Origin of the sequence: Chryseobacterium sp. JM1 (genome assembly GCF_000737715.1) — a bacterium.
In the GTDB taxonomy this organism is placed as follows: Bacteria; Bacteroidota; Bacteroidia; order Flavobacteriales; family Weeksellaceae; genus Chryseobacterium.
Genome location: NZ_JPRN01000010.1, coordinates 149,645 through 174,871, shown reverse-complemented (window position 1 = coordinate 174,871; position 25,227 = coordinate 149,645). Strand labels below are relative to the sequence as shown.

Sequence of the window (25,227 nt, the reverse complement as noted above, 5' to 3'; positions counted from 1 at the left end):
AAACGTAATTAAAAACGATTTTATTGAAAATGTACAACGTGTATTGTCTTTTTTATCAACTGACATAAAAAAACACTTTTTCTTCTTTCCAAACCACATGTACAGTGTGGTATTTTGAAGTATCCTTCATATCTGCTTCTATTAGTAAGACAATCCATATTAAAAATCTATTACAGAGTTTTGAAAAAAAAGAAAATAATTTTCTCGGTTCGGAGTATTGCTTATGAATTGTAACGATTAAATGTTAAACAGAGGTCCTTCTGTAAAACAGGCCCTGCTTTTATATAATTTTACAATATTAATTTTTATTAACAACTAAGTATGAAAAAATTATTATTGTTTCCACTTTTAATGGTGGTGAGTACTGTAAGTGCTCAAAAAATTGAAGTTTCAGCAAGCTATGGAGCGCCTTCTGTGTATGGGGCTACATATTCTTTAGGATCTGTATTAGTCAATGCTTTCGTCAACTCCAGTGAGGAGGATCCTTCCAGCAAAGGAGTTGCTTCTGTAGGTGTAATGATGTACAGCGGAAATATGAAGTGGCGTTATGGAATAGATGTTACCAATGAATTCTTCAGCAAAACAGAATCTGTTTCAAAGCAGAACATATGGGCCGTGCTTCCAAAGGTGGATTATTTCTGGTTAAATAAAGAAAAATTGGGTTTATACTCCGGTTTAAGTGCAGGCATAAGCATTGTGAATACTACATATACAGGAAAAGATAAAAAGGAGAGCAAAGATTCAGATACCGGTTTTGGGTATAATATTGTTCCTGTAGGGCTTAAATATGGAGGTGATCTGAGTGTTTTTCTGGAAACCAATATAGGGATGAAAGGAATTGTCCAAGGAGGCGTATCCTACAGGTTTTGACGATTAAAAATAAAAAAGGAACCGTTTTAAACAGTTCCTTTTTATATGGTAGATGATTTTATTTTTTTTGACATCAGATTTCAGACATCAGAAAATGTCAATGGTGAATCTTGCTTCGCAAGTGAATGGTGAATGCGGGAATAAGAAGGTAATAGCCAAGATAGCAGATTTCAGAAATCTTTCGGGTACGAGTTCCGAGTTCCGAGATGCGAACCAGCAACTCTCTTACACTGAAATTCAAAATTCAAAACCCAAAATTCTCTCAACCCCACCTTATTTAAGATACTTCAAAGGGTATTTCACATTTTTAAGATCGTCGATACTTGCTTTCAGAGATCCTACAGCCAGTTCGGCTTTCAGAAGCATCGGGATATGGTTCGCATCATTGGTCACCCACATCGTTACCCCTTCTTTTTCCTTGAAAACTCTTCCGCTTTTTACAGAAGGAATAATTTTAAGACAGTTGATAGTCCCGAATTTTGTCTTCAGATCTTCATTGCCCGTTACTTTCAGCTGAAACGGAAACATTTCATCATCAATCCAGACATTCATATTAATCACGGTTCCTACTTTCAGCTCGCCTGTCCCTTTACTTCTCAGATAATAAAAGCAGGAAAGCATATCCTGAACCCCTTTGATGGATTTCAAGACCTTTGAGCCATTGGCAGGTGTTTTTTTATCCGTTAATATCAACGTATGATTATCGTGGTTGAAAACAGTCTCAAAATGCTGGCGATAGCTGCCTTCACGTACATTTCTCACATAAAAGCTGGGAAGTCCGGTATCTGTATTGATGAAACTTTCATAGAGATCTTCTACTTTAAAGAAGGCTTTTACAGCTCCCGTAGTCTGTCCTGTACCTTTTACGTAGAGATGGGGAGCGCCCATATAAGTTGTTTTTTTGGCGGTTAGATTGGCGGTTCCTGCATTCAGAATTCCGTAGTGGATTCTAAAGGTAATAGACTCACCATCAGCAATATTATCGATCTGAGCGTAACTCAGCAGGAACGTAAATACTGCAAAAAAACTTAAAATTTTCTTCATGATATGACATTTAACAAAAACACTGCCAAATTTAAGAATCCTAATGATTTACAGAGATTTGATAAATCTCAGGTTTTTATTTAGAATCAATTAAATATGCTTCGCATTAAAATTAGTAAATTTGCAGTTACATGTATAATTAAATTATCTTATTATTATGATAACCACTGATATATTGATCATAGGTGCCGGACCTACCGGGCTTTTCGCTGTTTTTGAAGCAGGTTTATTAAAAATGAAGTGCCATATTATTGATGCGCTTCCACAGCCGGGAGGACAGCTAGCTGAGCTTTATCCTAAAAAACCTATTTTCGATATTCCGGGATATCCTTCTGTGAATGCAGGAGAATTAGTAGATAATTTGATGGAGCAGATCAAGCAGTTCCAACCGGGATTTACTTTGGGAGAAACTGCAGTTTCTTATACCAAGGTAGATGACGAATGGTTTGAAGTGATCACCAACAAAGGAACGGTTCACAGATGTAAAGCGATTGCTATTGCCGGTGGATTGGGAACTTTTGAACCTAGAAAACCTACTTTCGAGAATGTAGCTGACTATGAAGAGAAAGGTCTTGAATATTTCGTGAAAGAACCTGAACATTTCAGAAACAAAAAAGTAGTGATCGCCGGAGGTGGAGATTCTGCTTTGGACTGGAGTGTTTTCCTTTCGAATGTTGCAAGTGAAGTGACTTTGATCCACAGAAGAAATGAATTCAGAGGAGCTTTGGATTCTGTAGAAAAAGTGCAGGATCTTAAAAACCAGGGAAAAATTAAATTAATCACGCCTGCTGAAGTGACCGGTATCAAAGGTGACGGAAAAGTAGAAGCGATTACCGTTGAGATTGAAGGGCAGGACGCTTACGATATTGAAACAGATTATTTCATTCCTTTATTCGGACTGACTCCAAAATTGGGTGAGATCGGAAACTGGGGACTGAATATCGAGAAAAATGCAATTGTTGTCAACAACGCACTTGATTATCAAACGAACATCGATGGAATCTACGCAATCGGTGATATCAATACGTATCCGGGTAAGCTAAAGCTGATCCTTTGCGGTTTCCACGAAGCGACTTTGATGTGTCAGAGTGTGTATAACAGACTGAATCCAGGGAAAAAATTTGTACTTAAATATACGACAGTAAGCGGTGTAGACGGATTTGACGGTAGCCGTAAAGAAGCAGAAAAGGCAGTTGTGAAAAAAATTGACTAATTTTGCATTATTATGTCAGATATTAATATAAAGATCACCGATCGGGAGGGGATCACCCATGATGTTGTAGCACCTACAGATATGTCTATGAACCTTATGGAGATCATCCGTTCTTATGAATTGGCGGAAGAAGGAACTATCGGAGTTTGTGGCGGAATGGCGATGTGCGCCTCCTGTCAGGTATATGTGATCAATGATCCGGGCCTTGAGCCTATGGGAGATGAAGAAGATGCCATGCTGGCGGAAGCTTACCACGTAAAAGACAACAGCAGACTGGGATGCCAGCTGCATATGATGGATTCCATGGAAGGTCTTGAAGTGGCGATTGCTCCTTATCCTTAGACTATATTAAATTTAATTAATATAAAAAAACCGCCTGGAAATTTCCGGGCGGTTTTGTTATAGTTATTCATGTGAAAAATATAAAAGAGCTAAACTTCACCCTTCGAAATCCATTTCCCCACAGTAGGCGCCTCATAATTTTTCATTTTCTCCAAAAGCTCATCAATGTTTTCGCTTATCAAAAGCATATCACGATTCACCAGCTTTAAAAATCCTTTATCTACCATGGTCTGAATCAGTTTTATCAGATCATCGTAAAACCCGTCAATATTCAAAATCCCGATCGGCTTTTTATGAAGTCCGAGCTGTGCCCAGGTGATCATTTCAAAAAACTCTTCCAGGGTTCCATAGCCGCCGGGAAGAACGATGACGCCCTCGCAGAGATCATTCATCTTCGTTTTTCTTTCGTGCATGGTTTCTACGATGATCAGCTCAGTGAGGTTTTTATGGGCAATTTCTTTGGATTGCAGGAAGTGGGGGAGAATTCCCGTGACTTTTCCTCCTGCGCTTAAGGTTCCGTCTGCAACAGCTCCCATCAGACCTGTATCTGCACCGCCATAGATCAATTGTATGTGTTGTTTAGCCAGTGTTTCGCCAAGCAGGAAGGCCTGTTCTCTATAAATGTCATCTGTGCCGAAACTTGAGCCACAGAATACGGTTATACTTTTCATTGTTGTAAATCTTATTAAATAATTTCTGAACCATTAAGATCAATGAAGAAAGGAAAATTAAGTAAAATTAAGTAAAATATCAAAGATATTTTTAAGCCCGACATCCGTAATTCTTAATCATCTTAACGACTTAAAAAACTTAATGGTTTAAATTAAAAATATCCAAAATCATACGACTTTGGATATTCAATATAGTAATTTTCTCTTTTTATTTTAAAGGAATATTCGCTAAAATATCCTTGGTGAAACTCCAGAATTTCTGAGCAGAAGGGATATTCGCTTTTTCATCCGGAGAGTGTGCCCCTCTGATGGTAGGTCCAAAGCTTACCATTTCCATTTCAGGATAATTGGCTCCGATGATTCCACATTCCAGTCCTGCATGACAAGCAACTACGTGAGGTTTTTCGCCAAATTTTTCGGTGTAGATTTTCTCCATCAGCTGTACGATCTCAGACCCCGGTTTTGGTTTCCATCCAGGATAAGAACCACTGAATTCAACGTTCATTACTGCTAATTCCGCCACAGATTTTAACTGTTCTGCCACAGAATATTTAGATGAATCTACAGATGATCTGGTAAGGTTTAAAATTTTAAGCTCACCTCCTTTTAATTCAACTCTTGCAACATTGTTGGATGCTTCTACAAGATCTTTTACGTCAGGACTCATTCTGTAAACGCCATTGTGAAGAGATTTTAAAGTAAGAATGATCTTTTTTGAATCTTCCTCAGAAACAGCTAAGTCAGATGTTGTAGAGTTTTCAATATTGATATGAAGACCAGGTTCTACCGTAGCAAATTCTTCTAAGATATCTTTTTTAAGAGCGGTTGCCGCTTCAATGAATTCATGAGCATTTCTCACGGAAATAAGGGCTGCTCCTTCTCTTGGAATGGCATTTCTCAATCCACCGCCATCTACAGAGATCAGTTGGATATTCTGATTGGCTAAACCAGTGTAAAGAAGTCTTCCTAAAATAATATTGGAATTTCCGAAACCTTTGTGGATATCCATGCCTGAATGTCCTCCCTGAAGGCCTTTCACTTCAAGTCTTACAATCTGTCCCTTTGCTGCTTCCGTTCCGTAGTTTTGAGTAATCGTTACGTCTACACCACCTGCACAACCGATATCGATCTCATCGTCTTCTTCCGTATCAAGGTTTAACAGGATTTCTCCGGTTAATTGTCCCGGCTTCAAACCTAAAGCACCCGTCATTCCCGTTTCTTCGTCAATGGTAAAAAGAGCTTCCAAAGCCGGGTGAGGAATATCTGAACTTTCCAGGATAGACATGATTGTCGCTACTCCTAAACCGTTATCAGCACCTAAAGTTGTTCCTTTTGCTTTTACCCAGTCACCGTCAACTTCCATTTTAATTCCTTCCGTATCGAAATCAAAATTGGTATCGCTGTTTTTCTGACATACCATATCCAGATGCGACTGAAGCACGATAGACTTGCGGTTTTCCATACCTGCTGTAGCCGGCTTTCTGATGATCACGTTTCCTACTTCATCTACAGTAGTTTCCAACCCTAAATCTTCACCAAATCCTTTGATGAAGGCAATCACTCTTTCTTCTTTTTTAGACGGTCTTGGAACTGCATTTAATTTGGAGAAATTTTTCCAGATAATCTGCGGTTCTATATTAGATAATTCCATGAAATTTTATTTTTATCAAAATTACAAAATAAAAAATGCTTCCGTGAATCCGAAAGCATTTTTTATAAGGAGTACAAGGGTAAATTTATTTTTTAGCCCTTTCGTTTTTCTAGCATCCGCATTCGCCATAAATAGGCATGGTTTCTACAGTACCGTCCGGTTTTTCAATCGTCAGTGTACCTTCGAACAGTAAAGCCTCTTCATGCTTTATTTTTTTACCTTTTACAGAGATCTTATAGTTGTCGCTCTCAATTTCTTTGGTCAGTTCCTCATCCACTTCCATGTCGCTGGAGGAAATAAGATTCATTGCCAGTCTTTGGCCATCCAGTTTCATATAGGCTGTTTTTCCGGCATCATCAGCATAGATATACTTTTCGGCCTCAAAATCAGCTTTATTTCTTGCAAAATAGCATGAACATTCTTTGATCTCTTTCGGAAAAGGAATAATGTCTACCTGCACTTTTCCTGATGCAGCATTTGTTTTAGCAGAATCCTTAACAATGTTCAAAGAATCTGTTGAAGCACTATCCTTAACGGTTTCTTTATCTTTTTTACAGGCGGTCAAAAGGAGCGCTGAAAATAAAATGATTAGATATTTCATTGTCTGTGGGGTTTTATTGTTTTAGCCTCTTGCTCTTTCCAGAAGAACCATCATCAGTAACGACAGGATCACTAAACTTTCGTCTTCGTCATCAATATCAATCACTCTGTCAAGCTGGAATCTTCTTCCAAAGAATGAAGGCATTTTTTTTAGTTTAAAATATTCCTTTCCGTCTATGCCTCTTACCGTATAAGCCGGGTTAAGAAAGTATCCTGTAAACATTCCTATGATTGGAATCTCGCTTACCATTCCGTCAAAGAATTTTGTCCATCCATTATCCTCTGTAACGATGAATTTAGGTTGGTCGTTTGAATCCAGGATATCATAGGTAGATTTCCACAGAGAACGCATTCCTTTTCTGGCCAGTCTTCCGTAGTTTTTGTTGTCGGTAAGATCATTTAAAGAATAAGACGCATTGAAATCGATCCATTGATTGGCTTTGATTCTGAAAAGCTCCTTAGTTTTGCTTTCGTCATTGAAAACGATCACATCTTCCTTCAGTTTGAACATTTTCTGACGTACATACGCTACATAATTTCCGTTTTTGTCAGTAATATTGAAGTCACTCGATAGAGTTGAGATCTTAAATTTGAAATCCAGAGGATAATTTAGATTCTTAAGTACCATTTAGTCTATTTTTTTCATATTAGATCCCAAAGATAGAGGTTTTTTTAGAATGTTGGCGGGGCGAGAGGTCAATGGTCAATTTTGCTTCGCAAGTGAATGGTGAATGCTGGATTCAAGAATTAAGAAACGTCAGTTCGACGAAGTCAATCAAAATTTCAGGCATGTTCCGGGATACGAGTTTTGGGATTCGAACCAGCAACCGTTAACCAGCAACTTTTTTCCACTCACAAACTCTAAAACCCTCCGACTCTCCAACTCATAAACACCCTCAACTCTCAACAATATTCCTTATTTTTGTACTATGGATTACCCTAGTAAAGTTTTAGCAAAAGCCGTAGACGAAATTTCAGGGCTGCCTGGCATCGGCAGAAAAACAGCTTTGAGATTAGCGCTACATCTGTTAAAACAACCCAGTTCCAGAGCGGTAAGTCTTGGAAACTCATTAATCAACCTTGTCAACGAAATAAAATACTGCAAAGAATGTCACAATTTTTCAGATTTTGAAGTATGTGAGATTTGTAGTAATGAAAAAAGAAACAGCGAAGTGATCTGCATCGTTGAAGACGTGCGTGATGTGATTGCCATTGAAAATACAGGAAAATTTACAGGAAAATACCTGATCTTAGGTGGAAAAATATCACCGATGGAAGGAGTAGGGCCGAATCAGCTGAATATTCCAAGCATTGAAAGAAAAGTGAATGAAGGCGGAGTGAAAGAATTTATTTTCGCATTAAGTGCTACGATGGAAGGAGATACCACAGCGTATTATATTTACAAGAAATTTAAGAACTCCAATGTTAATTTTTCAAGCATTGCGAGAGGAATTTCAGTAGGAGATGAATTGGAATATGCAGATGAGGTATCTTTGGGGAGATCTATTATGAACAGATTACCCTACAACGAAAAGGATTAAATATGAAGCTGTCGATAATTATTGTCAATTATAATGTCACCAGGCTGTTGAGAAACTGCCTTTTGTCTATTCAGAAATATACGGAAGGAGAGGACTATGAAGTGATCGTTATGGATAATGCGTCTACGGATGCTTCCTGGGGTGATCTTATCCCGGAATTTCCTAAAGTACGTTTTATATCTTCAGAACATAATGATGGTTTCGCAATTGCCAACAATAAAGCGATCAATACAGCAGCAGGAGAATATGTTTTACTCCTGAATCCTGATACTGAACTGGAAGGCTATTATATGAAAGATCTTCTGGATTTTGCTGATTCTAAAGCAGATTTCGGATGTCTTGGCGTAAGGATGCATGACGCGGAAGGTGTTTTTCTTCCTGAAAGCAAACGTTCTGTGCCGGATATGTTCAATTCCTTTGAGAAGCTGTTTACGAATTTTAAAAGAAGCAATTCAAAATCTTATTACAGAAGTGATATTGAGGAAGATGACATTGCAGAAGTAGATGTCGTGACCGGAGCATTTCTACTGGTTAAAAAAGATGTTTACGAAAAGATCGGAGGATTGGATGAAGCGTATTTTATGTACGGGGAAGATATTGACCTCTGTTATACATTGTTGAGAAATGGCTACAAAAATTATTACTACGGAAAAGCTTCTCTTCTTCATCATAAAGGGGAGAGCACGATTAAAGATGAAGTGTATCTTAACCGGTTTTATGGAGCGATGCAGATCTTTATTGATAAATACTACAGAGAATCTAAACCGATGCAGTATTCGTTCTTAAAAGCTGGGCTGAAGCTTCGGCATAAGATTGAGAAAATAAAGCTAAAATAAAAAAGCAGTTCAATTTGAACTGCTTTTGTTGTATATAAGATAGGTCTGTTATTATTTAGCCGGAGCTGCAGGTGCCTGAGCCGGTGTAGTAGTTGTAGCTGCCGGAGCTGTTTGCTTAGCCGGAGCTTCTTTCTTAATAGGCTGCTGCTGTGCAGGAGCTGCTGTTGTAGGCTTCCCTGTGATCACAACGCTTATAAGAATAAGAACGATGATTACTGCGCCCAGAGTCCATGTTGCTTTTTCCATGAAATCATTGGTTCTCTGTACTCCAAACTGTGCAGGTGATGCACCTCCGAAAGTACTGGAGAGACCTCCTCCTTTAGGATTTTGAGCCATAACGATGATTACCAATAAGATGCTGGCGATCATAACAAGAACCATCAATAGTGTAAATATAGTATCCATTAATTCTGATATCTTTTTGAATGGGCAAATTTAATCTTTTTTTACCGAATGACAAAGAAGATCGCGGTAAATGTTAGTAAAAATAAAAACGGCAGTGTCGGCTGCCGTTTTTTCTATAATAAAATGACTATTCTTATTTAAAATCAGAATCTCTAGCCAGGTTCACCTCGCGGGATTTTACCGTCAGGTTGATATCCATTCCACCCATGTTCTGGATGATCGTGAATGGAAACTTTACCCCTGAAACCTCTTTGTAATCTGCAAAGCTTGTAGGGATAGAACCTCCTTCGCTGGATTTTGTTTCCCCCGTTTTAAGTCCTGTTTTTACGCTGTAATAATAGGTGTCTTTTGGTCCTTTCACTACATAAGAATCTTCGTTGTTATACTTTTCGATTCCTGTTACCTTGTAATCTGCAGATTTAGCAAAAGCAAGTTCCGGGAACAATTCCGGATCAGCCATATCAGCCTTCTGCTTATCAGTTAAAGGCATTTTTTTGCCTTGACCTTCAATATACCCCTCTTTACCGTCAAAAACGATCTTTTGTACCGTGTTGCCCATCATTTTCATATCCATCAGCATTTTTCCGCCTTTGGCCTGAACCAGTTTCATATTCATTTCCATTCCCTGAACCTTTGTAGAAGCATCAGTCGTAATGGAAGTGATTTTCTGAACCGCTGCCAAACCTCCGATGGCATTGATGTATTTATCAGCAACAGATGCCGTAGTTACAGCTGCGTCTACTTTCTGTGCAGCAGCTTTAGCTACAGGATTAGCCTGTTTGTCGAAATATTTTACAGGATATCCTAATTTCTCAAGTCCTTCAGAAATATCAGATGCTTTACCGGCGATGAAAATTCTGCTCTGGTTAGGAAGAATATTCGCTTTTACTGCATTGGAAATATCGGCAGCAGTTACTTTATCTATTGACTTTAAATAGTTCGTGTAGAAATCAGAAGGAAGATCCTGAACCTTTTGGTTTAAAGCAAATTTTGCAATCGTTTCCGGTTTCTCTAATGACATGATGAAAGAACCTTTCAGTTTAGCCTTAGCATTTGCCAGTTCTTCAGGCTTTACCGTAGAAATCGCGTTAAGTTCATTCATGAATTCCTTAACGGCTTTATCAGTAACTTCATTTCTTACGCTGGCATCCGCTGAGAATTCAGAAGAATACTTATCAGCACTCATACTGGAGTACGCTCCGTAAGTGAATCCGTTTTTCTCACGAAGGTTCATGAAAAGTCTCGCTTCACCACCACCCCCTAAGATGTAGTTAGCCATAGTAGCCGCGAAATAATTAGGATCCTTCATTTTAAGATTGTTCAGGTTGCTTACAGAAACTACAGACTGTACCGCTGAAGGGACGTCTACAATATTAATTTCCGTTTTACCAACATTGGCTGTCGGCTCCAAAGGAACGATAGGCGTATTCGCCTTTTTCCATCCGCTGAATGCTTTTTCCACCAAAGGTTTGATCTGGTCAAATTTCACATCTCCTACAATCACTAAATAAGCATTGTCCGGAGCGTAGTATTTTTTATAAACGTTTTGTACGTCAGCAAGCTGAATTTTGTTGATAGATTCTTCAGTTTCAAACTCACCTCTTGCTGTATTTTTACCATACATTAAAGCATTGGAAACTTTTGAAGCGATCGCTGAAGCATTTTTCTCTCCGGATTTCAGGCCTTCTAAAGCTCTTTCTTTTGAACTTTGAATTTCTTCAGCCGAGAATTTAGGATTAATGATCGCATCAGCCATTAAACTTAATACCTCAGGGAAATATTTGGAAAGAGAATTCGAAGCGGCACCGTTGGACGAAAAGTTCAGGGTAGCGCCCAGATAATCTACTTTTTTGTTGAAATCGTCTTTGCTTAAATTAGTCGTTCCGTTTTCGAACTGTTCAGCCATGATAGAGCTTACTCCCGTTACGCTTCCTTCGTTGAACGGAGGTCTGTCCATAGAAAGCGTTGTGTTTACTCTTGGTAGTTTGTTGTTTTCCACAACCATTACCGTAAGACCGTTGCTCAGTTGGAAAGTTTTTGGTTTTGCAATGTTGATCGCAGGAGTAGGTCCCGGTTTCGGCATTGCGTTAAGATCAATTTTTTGTGCTGAAATCGTTCCTGCGATAAAAAACGCTGCAGCTATATATGTTAATTGCTTTTTCATTTGTAAAAATTTAATTTTTAATAATCATTTTTTAAACCTGAAAGTTTTAAATGATTACTTTTTTTCAGGAACATAATTAATGATTACTCTTTGATTGGAATTCAAATACTTCTTAGCCGCGTTCTGCAGATCCTGTCTTGTGATTGATCTGTAGATGTCGATTTCCTTATTGATCAGATTGGTATTCCCCATCAGTACGTGGTTGGTTGCCAATGAAGCAGCAATCCCCTGAATACTTGAATTGGCGTTCACAAACTGATTCTCATACTGGTTCTGAAGTTTCTGATAATCTTCCTCAGAGATCAGACCTGTCTGCAGCTTTTTGATTTCAGCATCAATGTCAGCCTGTAAAGTCTGTTTTGTAGTCTGTCCCATCGGGATCGCGAAGAATGCGAAAATACTGTAATCTTCAAGCCCTTGGTTGAAAGCCTGTACAGCAAGCGCTTTTTTATCCTGGTCAACTAATTTTTTATATAAAACTGAAGATTTACCGTTGCTCAGATAAGACGAAAGCATATCTAGTACGTAAGCGTCTTTCTCTTTGTTAGCCGGAGTTCTGTACGCGAAAATATACGCAGGAAGCTGAATGTTCGGGTCTGTAGCCGTTACCTCTTTTTCCTGAGTGATAGGAGCGTCTTTCGGGAAGTCTTTTGGATAAAGAGTTCCTTTCTGAATACCTCCGTAATATTCCTGAATCCACTTCTTAGTCTGCTCAGGTTTGATATCTCCTGCAACTACCAATGTAGCATTGTTCGGAACGTAGTATTTTTTATAGAAAGCCTGGAATTCTTCAAGCTTTGCAGAGTTAAGATCTTCCATAGAACCGATGGTAGGCCAGTTGTACGGGTGATTGGTAAATAAATTTTTCTGAATGGTAGGGAAAAGGTTTCCATAAGGCTGGTTGTCCATTCTTAATCTTTTCTCTTCTTTTACAACTTCTCTCTGAGTATCTACTCCCACCTGATTAATCTCGGCGTGACGCATTCTTTCAGATTCCATCCAAAGCCCAAGCTGCTCGTTATTCGAAGGGAACGTTTCAAAATAATACGTTCTGTCATTCGTGGTGTTAGCGTTATTTTGTCCTCCGTTTGAAGAAACGATTTTGAACCATTCACCTCTTTTGATGTTAGGTGTTCCTTCAAATAAAAGATGTTCGAAGAAGTGGGCAAAACCTGTTCTTCCTTTTACTTCATCCTTCGCACCTACATGGTACATTACCCCTGTAGTAACTACCGGCGCAGAATTATCCTGGTGAAGAATTACGTGAAGGCCGTTTGGCAGGTCATACTCTTCGAATTTAATTTGCTGTGCATTCAGTACCATTCCGAAGAAAGATGCTGCTGCAACAGAAAGAAGTCGCTTTTTCATAAAGTAGAAATTGTTTTGTACCAATTAGTAGGGCAAATACGGTATTTGTTACATAATTACTCTACTTTTTTTTAAAATTTTGTTTATTTGTAAACTCTTTAACTCCACTATGAGAATTTATTTTACTTTACTTTTTCTTTTCTCCTTTTTTCTGATGCAGGCGCAGGCAACTGTAGATCAGGAAAGATTAAAAAAATGCAGAAAAGAATGGAATAAAAAGACTTGTCTTTCCGATGAAGACGGGGACGAAATTCCTTTTTATATGGATCAGTGCCCTAAAGAACAGGGATCACCTGAGAATAATGGCTGTCCATGGCCGGATGAAGATAAAGATGGAGCTTTGGATAAGGATGATCAATGTCGGGATGTAGCAGGACCCCTTGAAAATAATGGCTGTCCGTGGCTTGATACGGACGGAGACGGAATTCTGGATAAAGATGATGCATGTCCTACGTTGCCGGGAATGGTAGAAAATCAGGGGTGTCCTCCACGTAAAAGAGACTGCGGAAAACTATATGAAGAAGAAAAAATGCGCTACGAAAAAAACGTTGAACAGCTTGGTGAAATGAATTTCGACAGTCTTTTTGATTTGATATGTGGAGATCCGGATTTTAAAAGATTCTTTTTAAAACCTAAAAAAGTGCTTTTTTTGAGAAAAACCATCATTGGTGGCGGACCTGAATGTGGAAATGATCGTTACTACGACTGTAAACATTATGAAAAACTAATCGGCACGGATATTTTTGATAAACTTTGGAACAGGAATAATTTCGCCAAATTCAGGAAGAAAACAGGAAACGGGATTATTATTCCTGTCTCAACTTTGTTTGGTGGTGGAGAGCTTTTTTTCGGCTGGGAAAATGAGGAAAGTAATTTTTTTGTTACTACAGGAAATACTCCTTTTTATAAAGGAAAAATCACTGATGACGGAAAGAAAAGCAATTTTTATTATGCATCACCTCAAAAGCCGGTCAAAGAATTATCAATCGTCAGAAAAGATAATAAATTTGTTGATCTGCAGGAAATAAGTTTCGGAGTTTCTATAGCGGCACAATATGATAAGGATTTAAAATTAGGTTTGCTTATTATGCTTAGTTTCTCGGATCCCAAATCCGGATATTTTTCACGACCCGTAAAATATTATCAATACGAAAACGGAAAATGGACAGTCACGAAAAACTTTAATGATTAAACCTCTTCTGATCCGGCAGAATGCTCATCTTAATTTTTTTACTTTCTATAAATTAAACTCATAATTTGAATTGTCCTTTGAATACATTAATTTTGTGTTCCCAAAATTTTTTTTGCAGTATGGATTATCTGAAAGGACTCAATGAATCACAATATGAAGCCGTTACCTCTCTACAGGGACCTTTAATGGTACTTGCAGGAGCCGGTTCCGGAAAAACGCGTGTGCTGACCATGCGTATTGCCCACCTGATCCACAACGGTGTGGACCCTTTCAACATCCTGGCCCTGACGTTTACCAATAAAGCCGCCCGCGAAATGAAAGACCGTATCGCCAAAGTGGTAGGAGACAGCAATGCAAGAAGCTTATGGATGGGAACTTTTCACTCGGTGTTTGCAAGAATCCTGAGAATTGAAGGTCATTACCTGGGTTATCCATCCAATTTTACAATCTATGATATGCAGGATGCCCTGAATGTCATCAGAAAAGTATTAAAAGACATGAATATCGATGCTGATCTTTATAAACCTAAAAAAGTTCAGGCAAGAATTTCAACCTATAAAAACAACCTGATCACGGTAAAAGCTTATTTTAACAATCCTGAATTGATGGAAGCTGATGAAAAGGCAAATATGAAATTCATCGGGCAGATCTACCAGAGATATGTGGATGCATGCTTCAAAAACGGAGCGATGGATTTTGATGATTTATTGTTAAAGACCAACGAATTACTAACCCGTTTTCCGGAAGTACTGGCCAAATATCAGGACAGATTCAGATACATCATGGTAGATGAGTACCAGGATACCAACCACTCCCAGTACCTTATTGTAAAAGCACTGGCTTCAAAATTTGAAAATATCTGCGTGGTAGGGGATGATGCACAATCTATTTACTCCTTCCGTGGTGCCAATATTTATAACATCTTAAACTTTAAGAAAGATTATCCTGACGCAATCACGGTTTCTTTGGAACAGAATTACCGTTCCACCCAGAATATTGTGAATGCAGCTAACGTTGTCATTTCAAAAAACCTTCAGCAGTTCAAGAAGAATGTTTTCAGTGATAACGAAGAAGGGGATAAGATCAAAATATACCGTTCTCTTTCCGATGCCGATGAAGCGAATTTCGTGGCCGGAAATATCTGGGAGCTCAGAAATACGGACCAGAGAAAGTACAGTGATTTTGCGATTTTATACAGAACGAACTCACAGACCAGAGCATTTGAAGATGCGCTGAGACGTAAAAATATTCCGTACAAGGTTTACGGTGGACTTTCTTTCTATCAGAGAAAAGAAGTAAAAGACCTTATCGCTTACTTGCGTCTTCTGATCAATGAAAATGATTCGGAAGCCCTGATGAGAATTATCAATTATCCTACAAGAGGAATCGGGGAAACGACCCAGAATAAGCTGATCGTTTTTGCAGATTCCCATAATGTGACCATTTCACAGGTATTGAGTAATTTACCCATGTATGCGCCTCAATTAGGCCTGAACAATGGTGTTTTAACCAAACTGAATGACTTCTGGTCCATGATCAAAGCATTCCAGGTATTGCTGAAAACCGATACAGCTTACAGCGTTGCAATGGAAGTGGCCAAACGAAGCGGTCTGATCAAGTTTTTAAAAGACGACCAGACTCCGGAAGGAATTTCCCGTGTAGAAAACGTTCAGGAATTGATGAATTCCATGCAGGGATTCATTGAAGAGCAGATCCAGCTTGAAGATGGTGATCCTAGTCTTCCGAATTTCCTTGAGAATATTGCCCTTTCTGCAGATACTCAGGATAAAAATTTAGAGGAGGATATGGTTTCGTTAATGACGATTCACCTGTCGAAAGGTCTGGAATTCCCGGTGGTTCACCTTGTGGGTCTTGAAGAAAACCTTTTCCCGAGCTTTATGAGTTCCGCAACCAGAGAAGATCTGGAGGAAGAAAGACGTCTGTTTTATGTAGCGTTGACAAGAGCCGAAAAGCAGGTCTTTTTCTCTTATGCGGTTTCCCGTTTTCAATGGGGAAAAATTACAGATGCGGAGCCTTCAAGATTCTTGAGTGAAATTGATGATCAGTATATTGAGTTCTTAAACCCGGCTCTGGAAAAGAGATTTATCAATAATACCGGAATCAAGTCAAATATCTTTGATGAACATCCTTCCGAACAGAAAGCGTTCAGAAGAGTTGAAAAGAAAACGATTGATAAAGGTGACAATTCAAAACCTGCCCCGGAAGTCAGAAAACTAAAACCGGTCAGTACCGCGAAAATTATCAATCCAAGCGGAGCTTCTTCACAGGATATTGAGGTAGGAGATAAAGTGAGACACGACCGTTTCGGAATCGGGGAAGTTTCTTTCCTGGATGGTACGGATCCTCAGAATATCAAAGCCAAAGTAGTTTTCATTCATGAAGGAGAGAAAAACCTTATCCTGAAGTATGCGAAGCTTACGAAAATATAAAAGCAAGTTTTTCAGTTGTAAAAACTGGAAATAATAAAATTGAGAACGGATTCTATTTAGGGTCCGTTTTTTTTATTTAAACACAAATTGCACGAATGTTTTTCACGGATAACACGAATATCTTTGGCGGCATTAGTGCCATTTGTGAAAGTATTTGTGTCCTTCGTGTTTAAAAAAACGCTCTCAAAACACAAATTGCACGAATGTTTTTCAGTAATAACACAAATAGCTTCGGCGGCTTAGTGGCATTTGTGAAAGTATTTGTGTCATTCGTGTTTAAAAAAAATGCTTTCAAAAGACCAATATATTTGAGTTTTAATCAGTCGTGTTTAAAATAATAGACTGAAACTATCTTAAATTTTCACAAAATTAAAGTCTATTAATTTTGTAGACTAATGAATTAACTTTACATTTGCCACTCAAAAAAACATAAACTATAAATTGATGTAAGGGTATGAAAAATAAAACGACTATCGTATCAGCTTCTGTTCTTTTTTTCCTCGGAACGTATGCTTTCGGACAGGAAAAAGAAAAAGACAGTGTGAAAACCAATAATGTAGAAGAAGTAGTGGTGCTGGGCTCAAGAGCCGGTGCCCGATCTAAAACAGACAGCCCGGTTCCTGTGGATGTCTTCAATATAAAAGAATCTTCAGTAGTTCTTCCGCAGTCCAGTATAGGACAGATTTTAAATGCGGTAGCACCTTCTTTCACTTCTACCATCCAGACGAATTCAGACGGAACGGACCATTTGGATCCTGCTCAGTTGAGAGGATTGGGACCGGATCAGGTATTGGTTTTGGTTAACGGAAAAAGAAGACATACCTCAGCATTGGTCAATGTGAACGGAACTCCGGGAAGAGGAACGGTAGGAACGGATCTAAATTCAATTCCTTCCTTTGCCTTAAACAGAATTGAAGTCCTGCGTGACGGTGCTTCAGCCCAATATGGATCTGATGCGATTGCCGGAGTGATCAACCTTGAACTGAAAAAAGACATCGGAAAACTAACCGGACAGGTAAGTTACGGAGGAAATTTAACGCCAACTGCCAATGACCATACCGGAAATTTCGACGGACAGAATATTCAGGTTGACCTTAATTACGGAAATAAAATCGGAAATAAAGGAGGTTTCTATAACATCACCTGGTCATCACAGTTCAGAAACCCGACTTCGAGAGCCGGTGCTGAAAGTGGCTCAATCTACAATGCTTACAATGCGATTGAAAGACGTGCACAAAACGATGGAGTGAATTTATCTTCCCTTTTTTCAAATATCAATAACGTGCCAAATTCCCAGCAGCTTGTCAATTACATCCATCAATATGCTCAGGGCGTAAGTTATTTTTCTCAGGATCTGCAGAACCAGATTCAGGGAGCCAACAGCATCGGAGTTTTACAGGGACTTTTGAAGGGAGATTTTACAGATCAGGAACTCGCTTACAGAGGGCAGGAAAGAAAAGATTTCAATATGCAGGTGGGACAGTCGAAACTGAACAACAATCAGCTTTTTGCTAATATCGAGGTTCCTATTAATGATAACTGGAAAGTATATTCTTTCGGAGGTTATAGCTTCAGACACGGAACTTCAGGAGGATTTTACAGAAAGCCGAACCAGAGCAGAACGTTTACAGGGCTGTATTCAGACGGTTATTTACCACAGATCGGAACTGATATTCAGGACCTGTCGCTTTCCGCAGGAATCAAAGGAAACTGGGACGGCTGGAATATTGATTTAAGCAATACATTCGGACAGAATTCATTCAGTTATAATATTCAGAACACAGGAAATACATCTTTACGTTTTGCATCCCCGAAAGAATTTGATGCAGGAGGTTTAAGATTTTCCCAGAATACCATCAATTTAGATTTCTCTAAAAAATATGATGTCTGGAGTGGAATCAATGTCGCTTTTGGAGCCGAACACCGTTACGAAAATTTTAAAATAACGCAGGGTGACGAAGCTTCCTACACGACCTATGATGCTGCAGGAAATGTGTGGAATAATACAAGCCCGAGAGCTACGGATTTCTTTGGAAATGCACTTCCAGGAGGATCACAGGTTTTCGGAGGATTTAAGCCGGTGAATGCGATCGATAAAAACAGGCAGGCAGTAGCAGCTTACGCAGATGTTGAATTTAATTTCACCAACTGGTTATTAGTGGATGCCGCAGCGAGGTATGAAAATTATTCAGATTTTGGTTCTACCTTTAACTATAAATTAGCGTCAAGAATCAAAGTCGCTCCCAATTTTAATGTAAGATTAGCAGGTTCTACCGGATTCAGAGCACCTTCTATCCACCAGATCTATTATAATGTGACCTCAACTTTGTTTACCAACAGCCAGCTTCTGGAAGTGGGAACCTTCAGTAATGATTCACAGATTGCAGGACTGCTGGAAATGCCAAAACTGAAGCAGGAAACTTCTAAATCTGCCAGCGTAGGATTTACCTACAGAATTCCTTCTGCGAGCCTGACTTTTACCGCAGATGGATATTTTACCAGAATCAACAACAGGATTATCCTTACCGATCAGTTCTTAAGAGCTGATGTACCAGTCGCTGCACAGGCCGCTTTTGATGCACAGGGAGTTAATGGAGCTCAGTTCTTCACCAATGCCATTGATACGGAAACAAAAGGTATAGACGTTGTGATTTCTCACAATGCAAGATTTTCAGGAATAAAACTGGACAATAATTTTGCGATCAATGTAAGTGAGACCAGAAAAGTAGGGGATACGCACTCTTCAGGACTTTTGCAGTCTCCAAATCTTGAGAAAATTTATTTTTCAGAAAAGTCAAGAGTGTATCTGGAAGAAGCGGTTCCAAGGGTAAAAGCAAGTTTATCCCACACGCTTTCATGGAAAAAGGCAAGTGTGTATCTTAGAAATACCTATTTCGGAAAAGTAACGGGGGCAGATGTGATTGATGCCAACGGTGACGGAATTATCGGATTCAATGAGCATCAGCAGATCGGAGACAAGATCATTACTGATCTTTCATTAGCTTACCAGTTTACAAAAAATGTAGGATTAACCATCGGGGTTAACAATCTGTTTGATATTTATCCTGATAAAAACCTTCCGGCATCTACCAATAATGACCAGTTCGTGTATTCGCGTTCTACGTCTCAGTTTGGGCAGAATGGAAGATATGTATTCTCACGACTTAATTTTAATTTTTAAATCATAAGCCAGTTTAAAAATCACATTTTCTGGTTGGAAAAACGCAAAGGCGCAAGATATTTGAATGCATTACGTTTTAAGGCGCAAGGATTTTATCTCCGATAAAATTGAGTATCGCTGTCATTGCGAGGAGCAGAGCGACGAAGCAATCTCAAAAAAAGGTATTGTTAAATAATTTGAGATTGCTTCACCTAAAGGTTCGCAATGACAGAGGCATAAAAATAGCTGAAAATCTATGATTTTCTTGCGCCTTAAAAACAGTTTCATATTAAAAAAACTTGCGCCTTTGCGTTTACCAACAAAAAAAAATCCATATCAAAAAGCGGATTAAATTTTTGAATCCGCTTTTATTTTTAATCTATTTCCATGTTTTCAGCTCATAAGCGCCTTCCCAGAAATGGAATTCCATTCTCGTGGACATGATAAAAGCTTCGGTCATTTTCTCTCTTGTTTCCTCTGTACTGTTCTCAGCCAGTCGGTCACAAATCGCAATAGCCTGATCTACGGCAACAGAAAATTCCTCACCTCCATAAGTGTCAATCCACTTTTGATAAGGGTTGTTGATCGCGTTTTGATTGCTGTAAATATAATCTCCGACCTCTCTGTAAATCCAGAAACAGGGAAGAACTGCCGCCACTGCAATTTCTACAGACTCCAAAGCTGCGGTACTTCTTAGAAAGTGAATATAATGATGACATGCAGGTTCCGCTACCCCTTTATCTGTAACTCCAAAATCTACAAAATAAGATTCATGTAGAGCATTTTCCACGACAATGGCATTTTCTGCAAATCGCATAAACGCAAGTACATCCTGAAGATCCTGAATTTTAGCAGCAATCAGCGAGAGCGTTCTCCCAAAATGTTCAAGATATAAAGAATCCTGAGCCATATAAAACCTAAATTTCTCCTGCGGTAAAGTTCCATCTGATAATTCTTTGATAAACGCCATGTCCAGAATAGATTCATAACGTTGTTCTATAGCTTGCCAGGTGTGTTCAGACCATTTCATTTTTGATAAGTTTTTGAGGATTAAAAAAGTGATTAAGCGGACCGTTTCCATGTCCTGTTTGTACGTCTTTTCCGTGTTCTATGGCTTGATAAACGTACTCCTGTCCCAAAGAAACGGCATCGTATAAAGTTTTGCCCTGAGCCAGATAGGACGCAATGGTAGAAGAAAGCGTGCAGCCTGAGCCGTGGGTGTTGTTGGTGTTAAATTTCACCGTCTCGAAAGAATGAAATTTCTCATGTTCATCATAAAATAATGATGTGATTGTTGAGGTTTCCTGATGTCCGCCTTTCAAAAGAATGCTTCGGCAGCCCAGCTTTTTTATTTCTTTTCCGGCAGTATACAGATCTTCAAGGGTCTCGACTTTCATCTTTGCTAAAATGGAAGCTTCGTCCATATTGGGGGTAATCACGTCAGCTATCGGGAAAATTTTCTCTGTAATGGCTGCTATCGTATCCTCTTCGATCAGGCGGTGACCACTTGTGGCAACCATGACGGGATCAAATACAAGCGGTATTTTTTTATACTTTCCTAAAGTTGAAACAATCGTTTCGACCAGTTGTGGAGTATGAACCATCCCGATTTTTATGGCATCCGGAAAAATATCATCCAGAATAGCTTCGATCTGATCCGCCACAGCTTCTACCGGAATAGGATATATTGTTCTTACACCCTGCGTATTCTGTACCGGTAAAGCCGTTAATACGGATGTTGAGAAACATCCTAAAGCAGAAGCCGTTTTAATATCTGCCTGAATGCCAGCGCCGCCGCTTCCGTCAAATCCGGCAATCGTTAATACCGATGGATAAGTGTATTTTTTCATTTTAAGATTTCGTTTTTTAATTGATAGGCTGCTTTTTGAGGATCAGGAGCACCACAAATCGCGGAAACGGCAGCAAGACAATCTGCTCCTGCATTCATCACCTCCTTTGCATTTCCTAAATGAATATGGCCAATGGCGACTAAAGGTTTGTCCGTAAGCTGTCTGATCGTTTTAATTCCTTCAAGTCCCCATTCTGTTATCGTATCCGTTTTTGTATCCGTTCTGAAAACGGGGCTGATTCCGAGATAATCGGAAACGGCGGTCTGTTCATTGTCAAGCTGGGAAAGATATTCAATCGAATAACCAATGATTTTATGATGGAGAAGAGGCTGTTGTCTTAAATAAACCGGTGAAGCATCGCTGTTTCCCACATGAATACCTGCTGCATTCACCTTTTCTGCAACCTCTATGTTATCGTTAATAATGAGTGGAACAGAATATTTATCTGTCAATTCAATAAGCTGTTGGGCTTTTGTAAGAAAGGAATCTGTACTGCTGTTTTTTTCTCTCAGTTGAATCACATCAACTCCTCCGAGGATAGCCTGCTCGGCCACCTGTAGGAAATTTCGACCAGCACAGTCAGCCTCAGAAATGACCAGATAAAGCTGATAGGGAAAAGGATTTAAACTCATCTTCGCTCTATCTTTAAACGGTTGGAAAATTCCTGTTCAGTGATTGTATACAGCTTATCGATGAGGTTCACCTGAAGACTTCCGGGACCTTTGCTTTCCTCAGCAGCCAGTTCCCCTGCAATCCCGATGAATGCCATAGCAGCAGCTACGGCTATTACTTTATCCTCTGTAATTCCTATAAATGCACCGATTAAAGCTGTGGCAGAACACCCCAAACCGGTTACTTTCGTCATAAGCGGATGCCCGTTTTTAATGAATATTTCCTGTTGTTTATTCAGAATAATGTCGGTCTCACCGGAGATACAGACTATTGTGCCGTATTGGTCAACGAGACTGCGGGCAGCATTTATAGCTTCATTACTCTGTGCAGTGCTATCTACTCCTTTGGTAGCGGTGGTATTGGCTTTGGCCAGCGCAATAATTTCAGAAGCATTTCCTCTGATAACGGTAGGTTGATGTTGTAATAATTGATGTAAAACTTCATCCCTAAAAGAAGTGGCTCCGGCACCTACAGGATCTAAAACCCAAGGCTTTCCGGTTGAATGTGCCGTTTTAGCGGCCAGGATCATAGATTCCGACCAATATTCATCAAGAGTACCAATATTGATCACCACCGAATGTGCGATACCGATCATTTCCTGAATTTCGGATTTTGCATGTGCCATGATAGGAGAGGCTCCTGCAGCCAAAAGGGCATTGGCGGTATTGTTCATCACCACATAATTGGTGATATTATGAACCAAAGGAGACTGTTGTCTGACGAGCTGTACCTGTTCCCAAAGAATTTTTTCCATGATTATCATTTAAAATAAAAATAGCTTCAGGAAAAAATCCAAAACAAAAAGTACACTGTCAACAATGTCATTTTGCTTTTCCCTACGTCGGTGTCAGCCGTATCAGGTTCAAAGGGACTCTCTCAATTCTTTTTCAGAATACCCCTAAAGCAAAACAAATGTATAAAAATTATCAGAGCAGGCAAAAACTCAGAAAGGATTTATGACTTCCTATCTTTCTACAAGCTCTTTCACAGGTTCTCCATAATAATCCGTCACGGTGGTTTTAATCTGCAGAAGCTGGTACCATTTGATAAATGCGCCAATGAATACAATCAGCATCAGAACCATGGCTGTTACCGCTAAAGCTGCCAACAAGTATTGTTCTTTAGGAAGATAGATCGCGGTAACCTGGATATAACCGGCCCAGAAAGTAATTCCAGCCATAAAAACCCCCGGAATGGCTGAACATAAGGCATATTTCCCCCTGTTCATCCGGATCAGCATCGTTGTACAGACAATGAGTCCGCAGGCTGCCAATAGCTGGTTACTGATTCCAAAGAGCGGCCAGATACTGCTGACATTTCCCGTAAATACCAGATAACCCCAGGCAAAAGTAAATAAGAGGCTGCTGATAATAATTCCCGGAATCCAGTTCTTATCATTGAATTTGGGAATTACAGAACCCAGCATTTCCTGTAAAAAGAAACGGCCGACTCTTGTTCCTGCATCAATGGCGGTAAGGATAAACACCGCTTCAAACATGATGGCAAAATTATACCAGTAAGCCGTCAGCTGATCCATGTACGGGATTTTATTGAAAATATGAGCCATTCCAACGGCTAAAGACACCGCTCCACCCGTTCTTCCGTGAAGCTCAATGCCTATTTTCTGTGAATAATAATCAATATCTACGCCGTGCAGGGAAGGATGTGCTGCCAGGAAAGCATCATAAGATTCCTTCGGAGTATTGATAGCAAAATAATCACCCGGCATCAGTGTACATGCTGCGATTAAAGCCATTAAAGCGACAAAACCTTCTACCAGCATCGCTCCGTAGCCCACAAAAAGAATTTCTTTTTCTTTGTTAAGCATCTTCGGGGTTGTTCCTGTTGCAATCACAGCATGGAAACCTGAAATGGCTCCACAGGCGATCACAATAAAAATAAAAGGAAGTACAGGACCGCCAATGACAGGACCGCCACCGTTTATAAATTCTGTAAGGGCAGGCATCTGAATCGTAGGGTGAATCACAATCACACCGACAGCAAGCATAATGATGGTTCCTATTTTTAAATAAGTTGAAAGGTAATCTCTAGGTACAAGAAGCAACCAAACCGGAAGCACAGAAGCCAGAAAACCATACAGCGGAATAGCAATCGAAATGGTTTTTATATCCCATGTAAATAGGTTATTCATCGTTTCGTTCTGCATTAAGCTGTGGCCACCGATAATCCCTGCCACTAAAAGAATACCTCCTAAAATACTGGCAAAAAGAACACTGTTTTTTCTGTATCTCATGATCAATCCCATGATCACCGCAATAGGCATGGTAATTACAACCGTAAAGAGTGACCACGAAGCTTCATGCATCGCATTGATGCAGGCTAATGATAAACCAGCCAGCGTAAGAATCAGTATGAATAAAATAGCAAAACCAGCCACTGTTCCAGTAGTCTTTCCAATTTCTTTGGAAGCAATAGTAGCAAGACTTTGTCCTTTATGTCGTACGGAAGCGAATAAAACCACCATATCATGCACACCACCACCCAATACGCATCCGATCAGGATCCATAATGCACCGGGAAGGTATCCAAATTGCGCAGCCAAAACAGGTCCCACCAAAGGTCCCGCTGCAGCAATCGCCGCAAAATGATGTCCGAAAAGAACATTTTTATTGGTGGCCACATAATCTTTACCGTCTGCAAATTCTACAGCAGGCGTTGTATTTTTATCATTAAGCCTAAGTACTTTATTGGCAATGAAAATACCATAAAAACGATAGGCGATCGCAAAAATAAGGACTGATACGAAGATCAGGGTAAGTGCATTGGTGTTATTCAGAAAATCCATACCATTTGTTTTTTTAAGAGTGAATAATTAAAAATATTGGATATTTTGTTAAGAATAATTTAAACAAAAGCCAAGTTAATTATTTTAGACGTAAAAAATGATGATATGTATACTAATCTAGCAAATTTGTAATTTAAATTTGTTTTTTTGAATATTAAAACATTGAATTTTAATATTTTAATTTATTATGTGTTTGGAACTGTATATATGGTGTTATTTTTCAAATCATGTGATTTTAAAAATTTTTCGCAGATGAGTCAGATGATGCAGATTTTTACTTTTGATTATCTGCTTATCCATATAATCGGGATAAAAATTTTAAACCATTAAGGCTAATTAAGATTGTAAGAATATTAATTTTTAGCTTTGCTTTAAAACGTACAGCTTAAAAA

20 protein-coding genes, 1 pseudogene and 1 riboswitch are annotated in these 25,227 nt (G+C 39.2%); of the genes and pseudogenes, 8 read left to right on the top strand and 13 right to left on the bottom strand.

Annotated features, from left to right (window positions below; genetic code table 11):
• Positions 1-321: 321 nt before the first annotated feature.
• The gene (locus tag IW22_RS16725) at positions 322-870 is read left to right on the top strand and encodes a hypothetical protein (RefSeq protein ID WP_034728631.1); all 549 of its coding nucleotides are present in this window, start codon (positions 322-324) and stop codon (positions 868-870) included.
• Between the two features lie 273 nt (positions 871-1,143).
• On the opposite strand, the gene IW22_RS16720 is transcribed toward IW22_RS16725, so the two are convergent.
• A complete protein-coding gene (locus IW22_RS16720) occupies positions 1,144-1,914 on the bottom strand; it encodes a DUF3108 domain-containing protein (RefSeq protein WP_034728629.1) in 771 nt (256 codons plus the stop codon).
• Positions 1,915-2,071: 157 nt separating this feature from the next.
• Here IW22_RS16720 and IW22_RS16715 point away from each other — a divergent pair, with 157 nt between their 5' ends.
• Both IW22_RS16715 and IW22_RS16710 read left to right on the top strand, forming a co-directional pair.
• The gene (locus tag IW22_RS16715; RefSeq protein ID WP_034728627.1) at positions 2,072-3,127 is read left to right on the top strand and encodes an NAD(P)/FAD-dependent oxidoreductase; all 1,056 of its coding nucleotides are present in this window, start codon (positions 2,072-2,074) and stop codon (positions 3,125-3,127) included.
• A 12-nt stretch (positions 3,128-3,139) separates the two neighbouring features.
• Entirely contained in the window at positions 3,140-3,469 is a 330-nt protein-coding gene (locus IW22_RS16710) for a 2Fe-2S iron-sulfur cluster-binding protein (RefSeq protein WP_034728625.1), read from the top strand.
• Positions 3,470-3,558: 89 nt separating this feature from the next.
• Here IW22_RS16710 and IW22_RS16705 read toward each other — a convergent pair whose 3' ends face one another.
• The 4 genes from IW22_RS16705 to IW22_RS16690 form a co-directional block, all read right to left on the bottom strand.
• On the bottom strand, positions 3,559-4,140 hold the full coding sequence (locus IW22_RS16705; protein WP_034728623.1) for a TIGR00730 family Rossman fold protein: 582 nt from the start codon (positions 4,138-4,140) through the stop codon (positions 3,559-3,561).
• A 208-nt stretch (positions 4,141-4,348) separates the two neighbouring features.
• Positions 4,349-5,791 carry an aminoacyl-histidine dipeptidase gene (locus IW22_RS16700; protein ID WP_034728621.1) on the bottom strand — a complete coding sequence of 481 codons (1,443 nt, stop codon included), beginning with the start codon at positions 5,789-5,791 and terminating at the stop codon, positions 4,349-4,351.
• A gap of 109 nt (positions 5,792-5,900) precedes the next feature.
• Entirely contained in the window at positions 5,901-6,392 is a 492-nt protein-coding gene (locus IW22_RS16695) for a hypothetical protein (RefSeq protein WP_034728618.1), read from the bottom strand.
• Positions 6,393-6,413: 21 nt separating this feature from the next.
• Complete coding sequence (locus tag IW22_RS16690; protein ID WP_034728616.1) at positions 6,414-7,019, bottom strand: hypothetical protein; 606 nt, start codon at positions 7,017-7,019, stop codon at positions 6,414-6,416.
• 301 nt (positions 7,020-7,320) lie between these two features.
• Here IW22_RS16690 and recR point away from each other — a divergent pair, with 301 nt between their 5' ends.
• Entirely contained in the window at positions 7,321-7,932 is a 612-nt protein-coding gene (gene recR / locus IW22_RS16685; RefSeq protein WP_034728614.1) for a recombination mediator RecR, read from the top strand.
• A gap of 2 nt (positions 7,933-7,934) precedes the next feature.
• The gene (locus IW22_RS16680) at positions 7,935-8,768 is read left to right on the top strand and encodes a glycosyltransferase family 2 protein (protein ID WP_034728612.1); all 834 of its coding nucleotides are present in this window, start codon (positions 7,935-7,937) and stop codon (positions 8,766-8,768) included.
• Between the two features lie 51 nt (positions 8,769-8,819).
• Here the strand turns inward: IW22_RS16680 and secG are convergent, their stop codons facing one another.
• The 3 genes from secG to IW22_RS16665 form a co-directional block, all read right to left on the bottom strand.
• Positions 8,820-9,173, bottom strand: a complete 354-nt coding sequence (gene secG / locus IW22_RS16675) for a preprotein translocase subunit SecG (RefSeq protein WP_034728610.1) — start codon at positions 9,171-9,173, stop codon at positions 8,820-8,822.
• Between the two features lie 133 nt (positions 9,174-9,306).
• Complete coding sequence (locus tag IW22_RS16670; protein ID WP_034728608.1) at positions 9,307-11,337, bottom strand: M16 family metallopeptidase; 2,031 nt, start codon at positions 11,335-11,337, stop codon at positions 9,307-9,309.
• Between the two features lie 54 nt (positions 11,338-11,391).
• Positions 11,392-12,705: a M16 family metallopeptidase gene (locus tag IW22_RS16665; RefSeq protein WP_034728606.1), complete on the bottom strand. Its 1,314-nt coding sequence runs from the start codon at positions 12,703-12,705 to the stop codon at positions 11,392-11,394.
• A 232-nt stretch (positions 12,706-12,937) separates the two neighbouring features.
• On the opposite strand from IW22_RS16665, the pseudogene IW22_RS24655 reads away from it, so the two are divergent.
• From IW22_RS24655 to IW22_RS16650, 3 genes and pseudogenes are all read left to right on the top strand, one after another.
• Positions 12,938-13,192: pseudogene (locus IW22_RS24655) on the top strand (thrombospondin type 3 repeat-containing protein); the annotation flags it as partial.
• Positions 13,193-14,016: 824 nt separating this feature from the next.
• Positions 14,017-16,347 carry an ATP-dependent helicase gene (locus tag IW22_RS16655; protein ID WP_034728602.1) on the top strand — a complete coding sequence of 777 codons (2,331 nt, stop codon included), beginning with the start codon at positions 14,017-14,019 and terminating at the stop codon, positions 16,345-16,347.
• Positions 16,348-16,801: 454 nt separating this feature from the next.
• Positions 16,802-19,528, top strand: coding sequence for a TonB-dependent receptor plug domain-containing protein (locus IW22_RS16650; protein WP_034728600.1), 2,727 nt, complete (start codon positions 16,802-16,804; stop codon positions 19,526-19,528).
• Positions 19,529-19,886: 358 nt separating this feature from the next.
• On the opposite strand, the gene tenA is transcribed toward IW22_RS16650, so the two are convergent.
• The 5 genes from tenA to IW22_RS16625 all read right to left on the bottom strand — a co-directional run bounded on the left by tenA (position 19,887) and on the right by IW22_RS16625 (position 24,835).
• A complete protein-coding gene (gene tenA, locus IW22_RS16645) occupies positions 19,887-20,537 on the bottom strand; it encodes a thiaminase II (RefSeq protein ID WP_034728598.1) in 651 nt (216 codons plus the stop codon).
• Positions 20,524-21,357 carry a bifunctional hydroxymethylpyrimidine kinase/phosphomethylpyrimidine kinase gene (thiD, locus tag IW22_RS16640; protein ID WP_034728596.1) on the bottom strand — a complete coding sequence of 278 codons (834 nt, stop codon included), beginning with the start codon at positions 21,355-21,357 and terminating at the stop codon, positions 20,524-20,526. Before thiD ends, tenA begins: the two co-directional genes overlap by 14 nt.
• Positions 21,354-21,989 (bottom strand): thiamine phosphate synthase, encoded by a 636-nt coding sequence (gene thiE, locus IW22_RS16635; RefSeq protein ID WP_034728595.1) that lies wholly within the window; start codon positions 21,987-21,989, stop codon positions 21,354-21,356. Before thiE ends, thiD begins: the two co-directional genes overlap by 4 nt.
• Entirely contained in the window at positions 21,986-22,783 is a 798-nt protein-coding gene (gene thiM / locus IW22_RS16630) for a hydroxyethylthiazole kinase (protein WP_185113583.1), read from the bottom strand. Before thiM ends, thiE begins: the two co-directional genes overlap by 4 nt.
• Before the next feature lie 62 nt (positions 22,784-22,845).
• Positions 22,846-22,939: riboswitch (TPP riboswitch) on the bottom strand.
• 54 nt (positions 22,940-22,993) lie between these two features.
• Complete coding sequence (locus IW22_RS16625) at positions 22,994-24,835, bottom strand: carbon starvation protein A (protein ID WP_034728593.1); 1,842 nt, start codon at positions 24,833-24,835, stop codon at positions 22,994-22,996.
• Between the last annotated feature and the right edge of the window lie 392 nt (positions 24,836-25,227).

Bases quoted from the DNA above. Each gene is read 5' to 3' on its own strand.
- thiM (WP_185113583.1), bottom strand. From the start codon at position 22,783: ATGGAAAAAATTCTTTGGGAACAGGTACAGCTCGTCAGACAACAGTCT.
- IW22_RS16690 (WP_034728616.1), bottom strand. From the start codon at position 7,019: ATGGTACTTAAGAATCTAAATTATCCTCTGGATTTCAAATTTAAGATC.
- IW22_RS16670 (WP_034728608.1), bottom strand. From the start codon at position 11,337: ATGAAAAAGCAATTAACATATATAGCTGCAGCGTTTTTTATCGCAGGA.
- IW22_RS16650 (WP_034728600.1), top strand. From the start codon at position 16,802: ATGAAAAATAAAACGACTATCGTATCAGCTTCTGTTCTTTTTTTCCTC.
- IW22_RS16655 (WP_034728602.1), top strand. From the start codon at position 14,017: ATGGATTATCTGAAAGGACTCAATGAATCACAATATGAAGCCGTTACC.
- secG (WP_034728610.1), bottom strand. From the start codon at position 9,173: ATGGATACTATATTTACACTATTGATGGTTCTTGTTATGATCGCCAGC.
- IW22_RS16680 (WP_034728612.1), top strand. From the start codon at position 7,935: ATGAAGCTGTCGATAATTATTGTCAATTATAATGTCACCAGGCTGTTG.
- thiD (WP_034728596.1), bottom strand. From the start codon at position 21,357: ATGAAAAAATACACTTATCCATCGGTATTAACGATTGCCGGATTTGAC.
- IW22_RS16720 (WP_034728629.1), bottom strand. From the start codon at position 1,914: ATGAAGAAAATTTTAAGTTTTTTTGCAGTATTTACGTTCCTGCTGAGT.
- IW22_RS16625 (WP_034728593.1), bottom strand. From the start codon at position 24,835: ATGGATTTTCTGAATAACACCAATGCACTTACCCTGATCTTCGTATCA.
- recR (WP_034728614.1), top strand. From the start codon at position 7,321: ATGGATTACCCTAGTAAAGTTTTAGCAAAAGCCGTAGACGAAATTTCA.
- tenA (WP_034728598.1), bottom strand. From the start codon at position 20,537: ATGAAATGGTCTGAACACACCTGGCAAGCTATAGAACAACGTTATGAA.
- IW22_RS16725 (WP_034728631.1), top strand. From the start codon at position 322: ATGAAAAAATTATTATTGTTTCCACTTTTAATGGTGGTGAGTACTGTA.
- IW22_RS16715 (WP_034728627.1), top strand. From the start codon at position 2,072: ATGATAACCACTGATATATTGATCATAGGTGCCGGACCTACCGGGCTT.
- IW22_RS16700 (WP_034728621.1), bottom strand. From the start codon at position 5,791: ATGGAATTATCTAATATAGAACCGCAGATTATCTGGAAAAATTTCTCC.
- IW22_RS16665 (WP_034728606.1), bottom strand. From the start codon at position 12,705: ATGAAAAAGCGACTTCTTTCTGTTGCAGCAGCATCTTTCTTCGGAATG.
- IW22_RS16710 (WP_034728625.1), top strand. From the start codon at position 3,140: ATGTCAGATATTAATATAAAGATCACCGATCGGGAGGGGATCACCCAT.
- IW22_RS16705 (WP_034728623.1), bottom strand. From the start codon at position 4,140: ATGAAAAGTATAACCGTATTCTGTGGCTCAAGTTTCGGCACAGATGAC.
- thiE (WP_034728595.1), bottom strand. From the start codon at position 21,989: ATGAGTTTAAATCCTTTTCCCTATCAGCTTTATCTGGTCATTTCTGAG.
- IW22_RS16695 (WP_034728618.1), bottom strand. From the start codon at position 6,392: ATGAAATATCTAATCATTTTATTTTCAGCGCTCCTTTTGACCGCCTGT.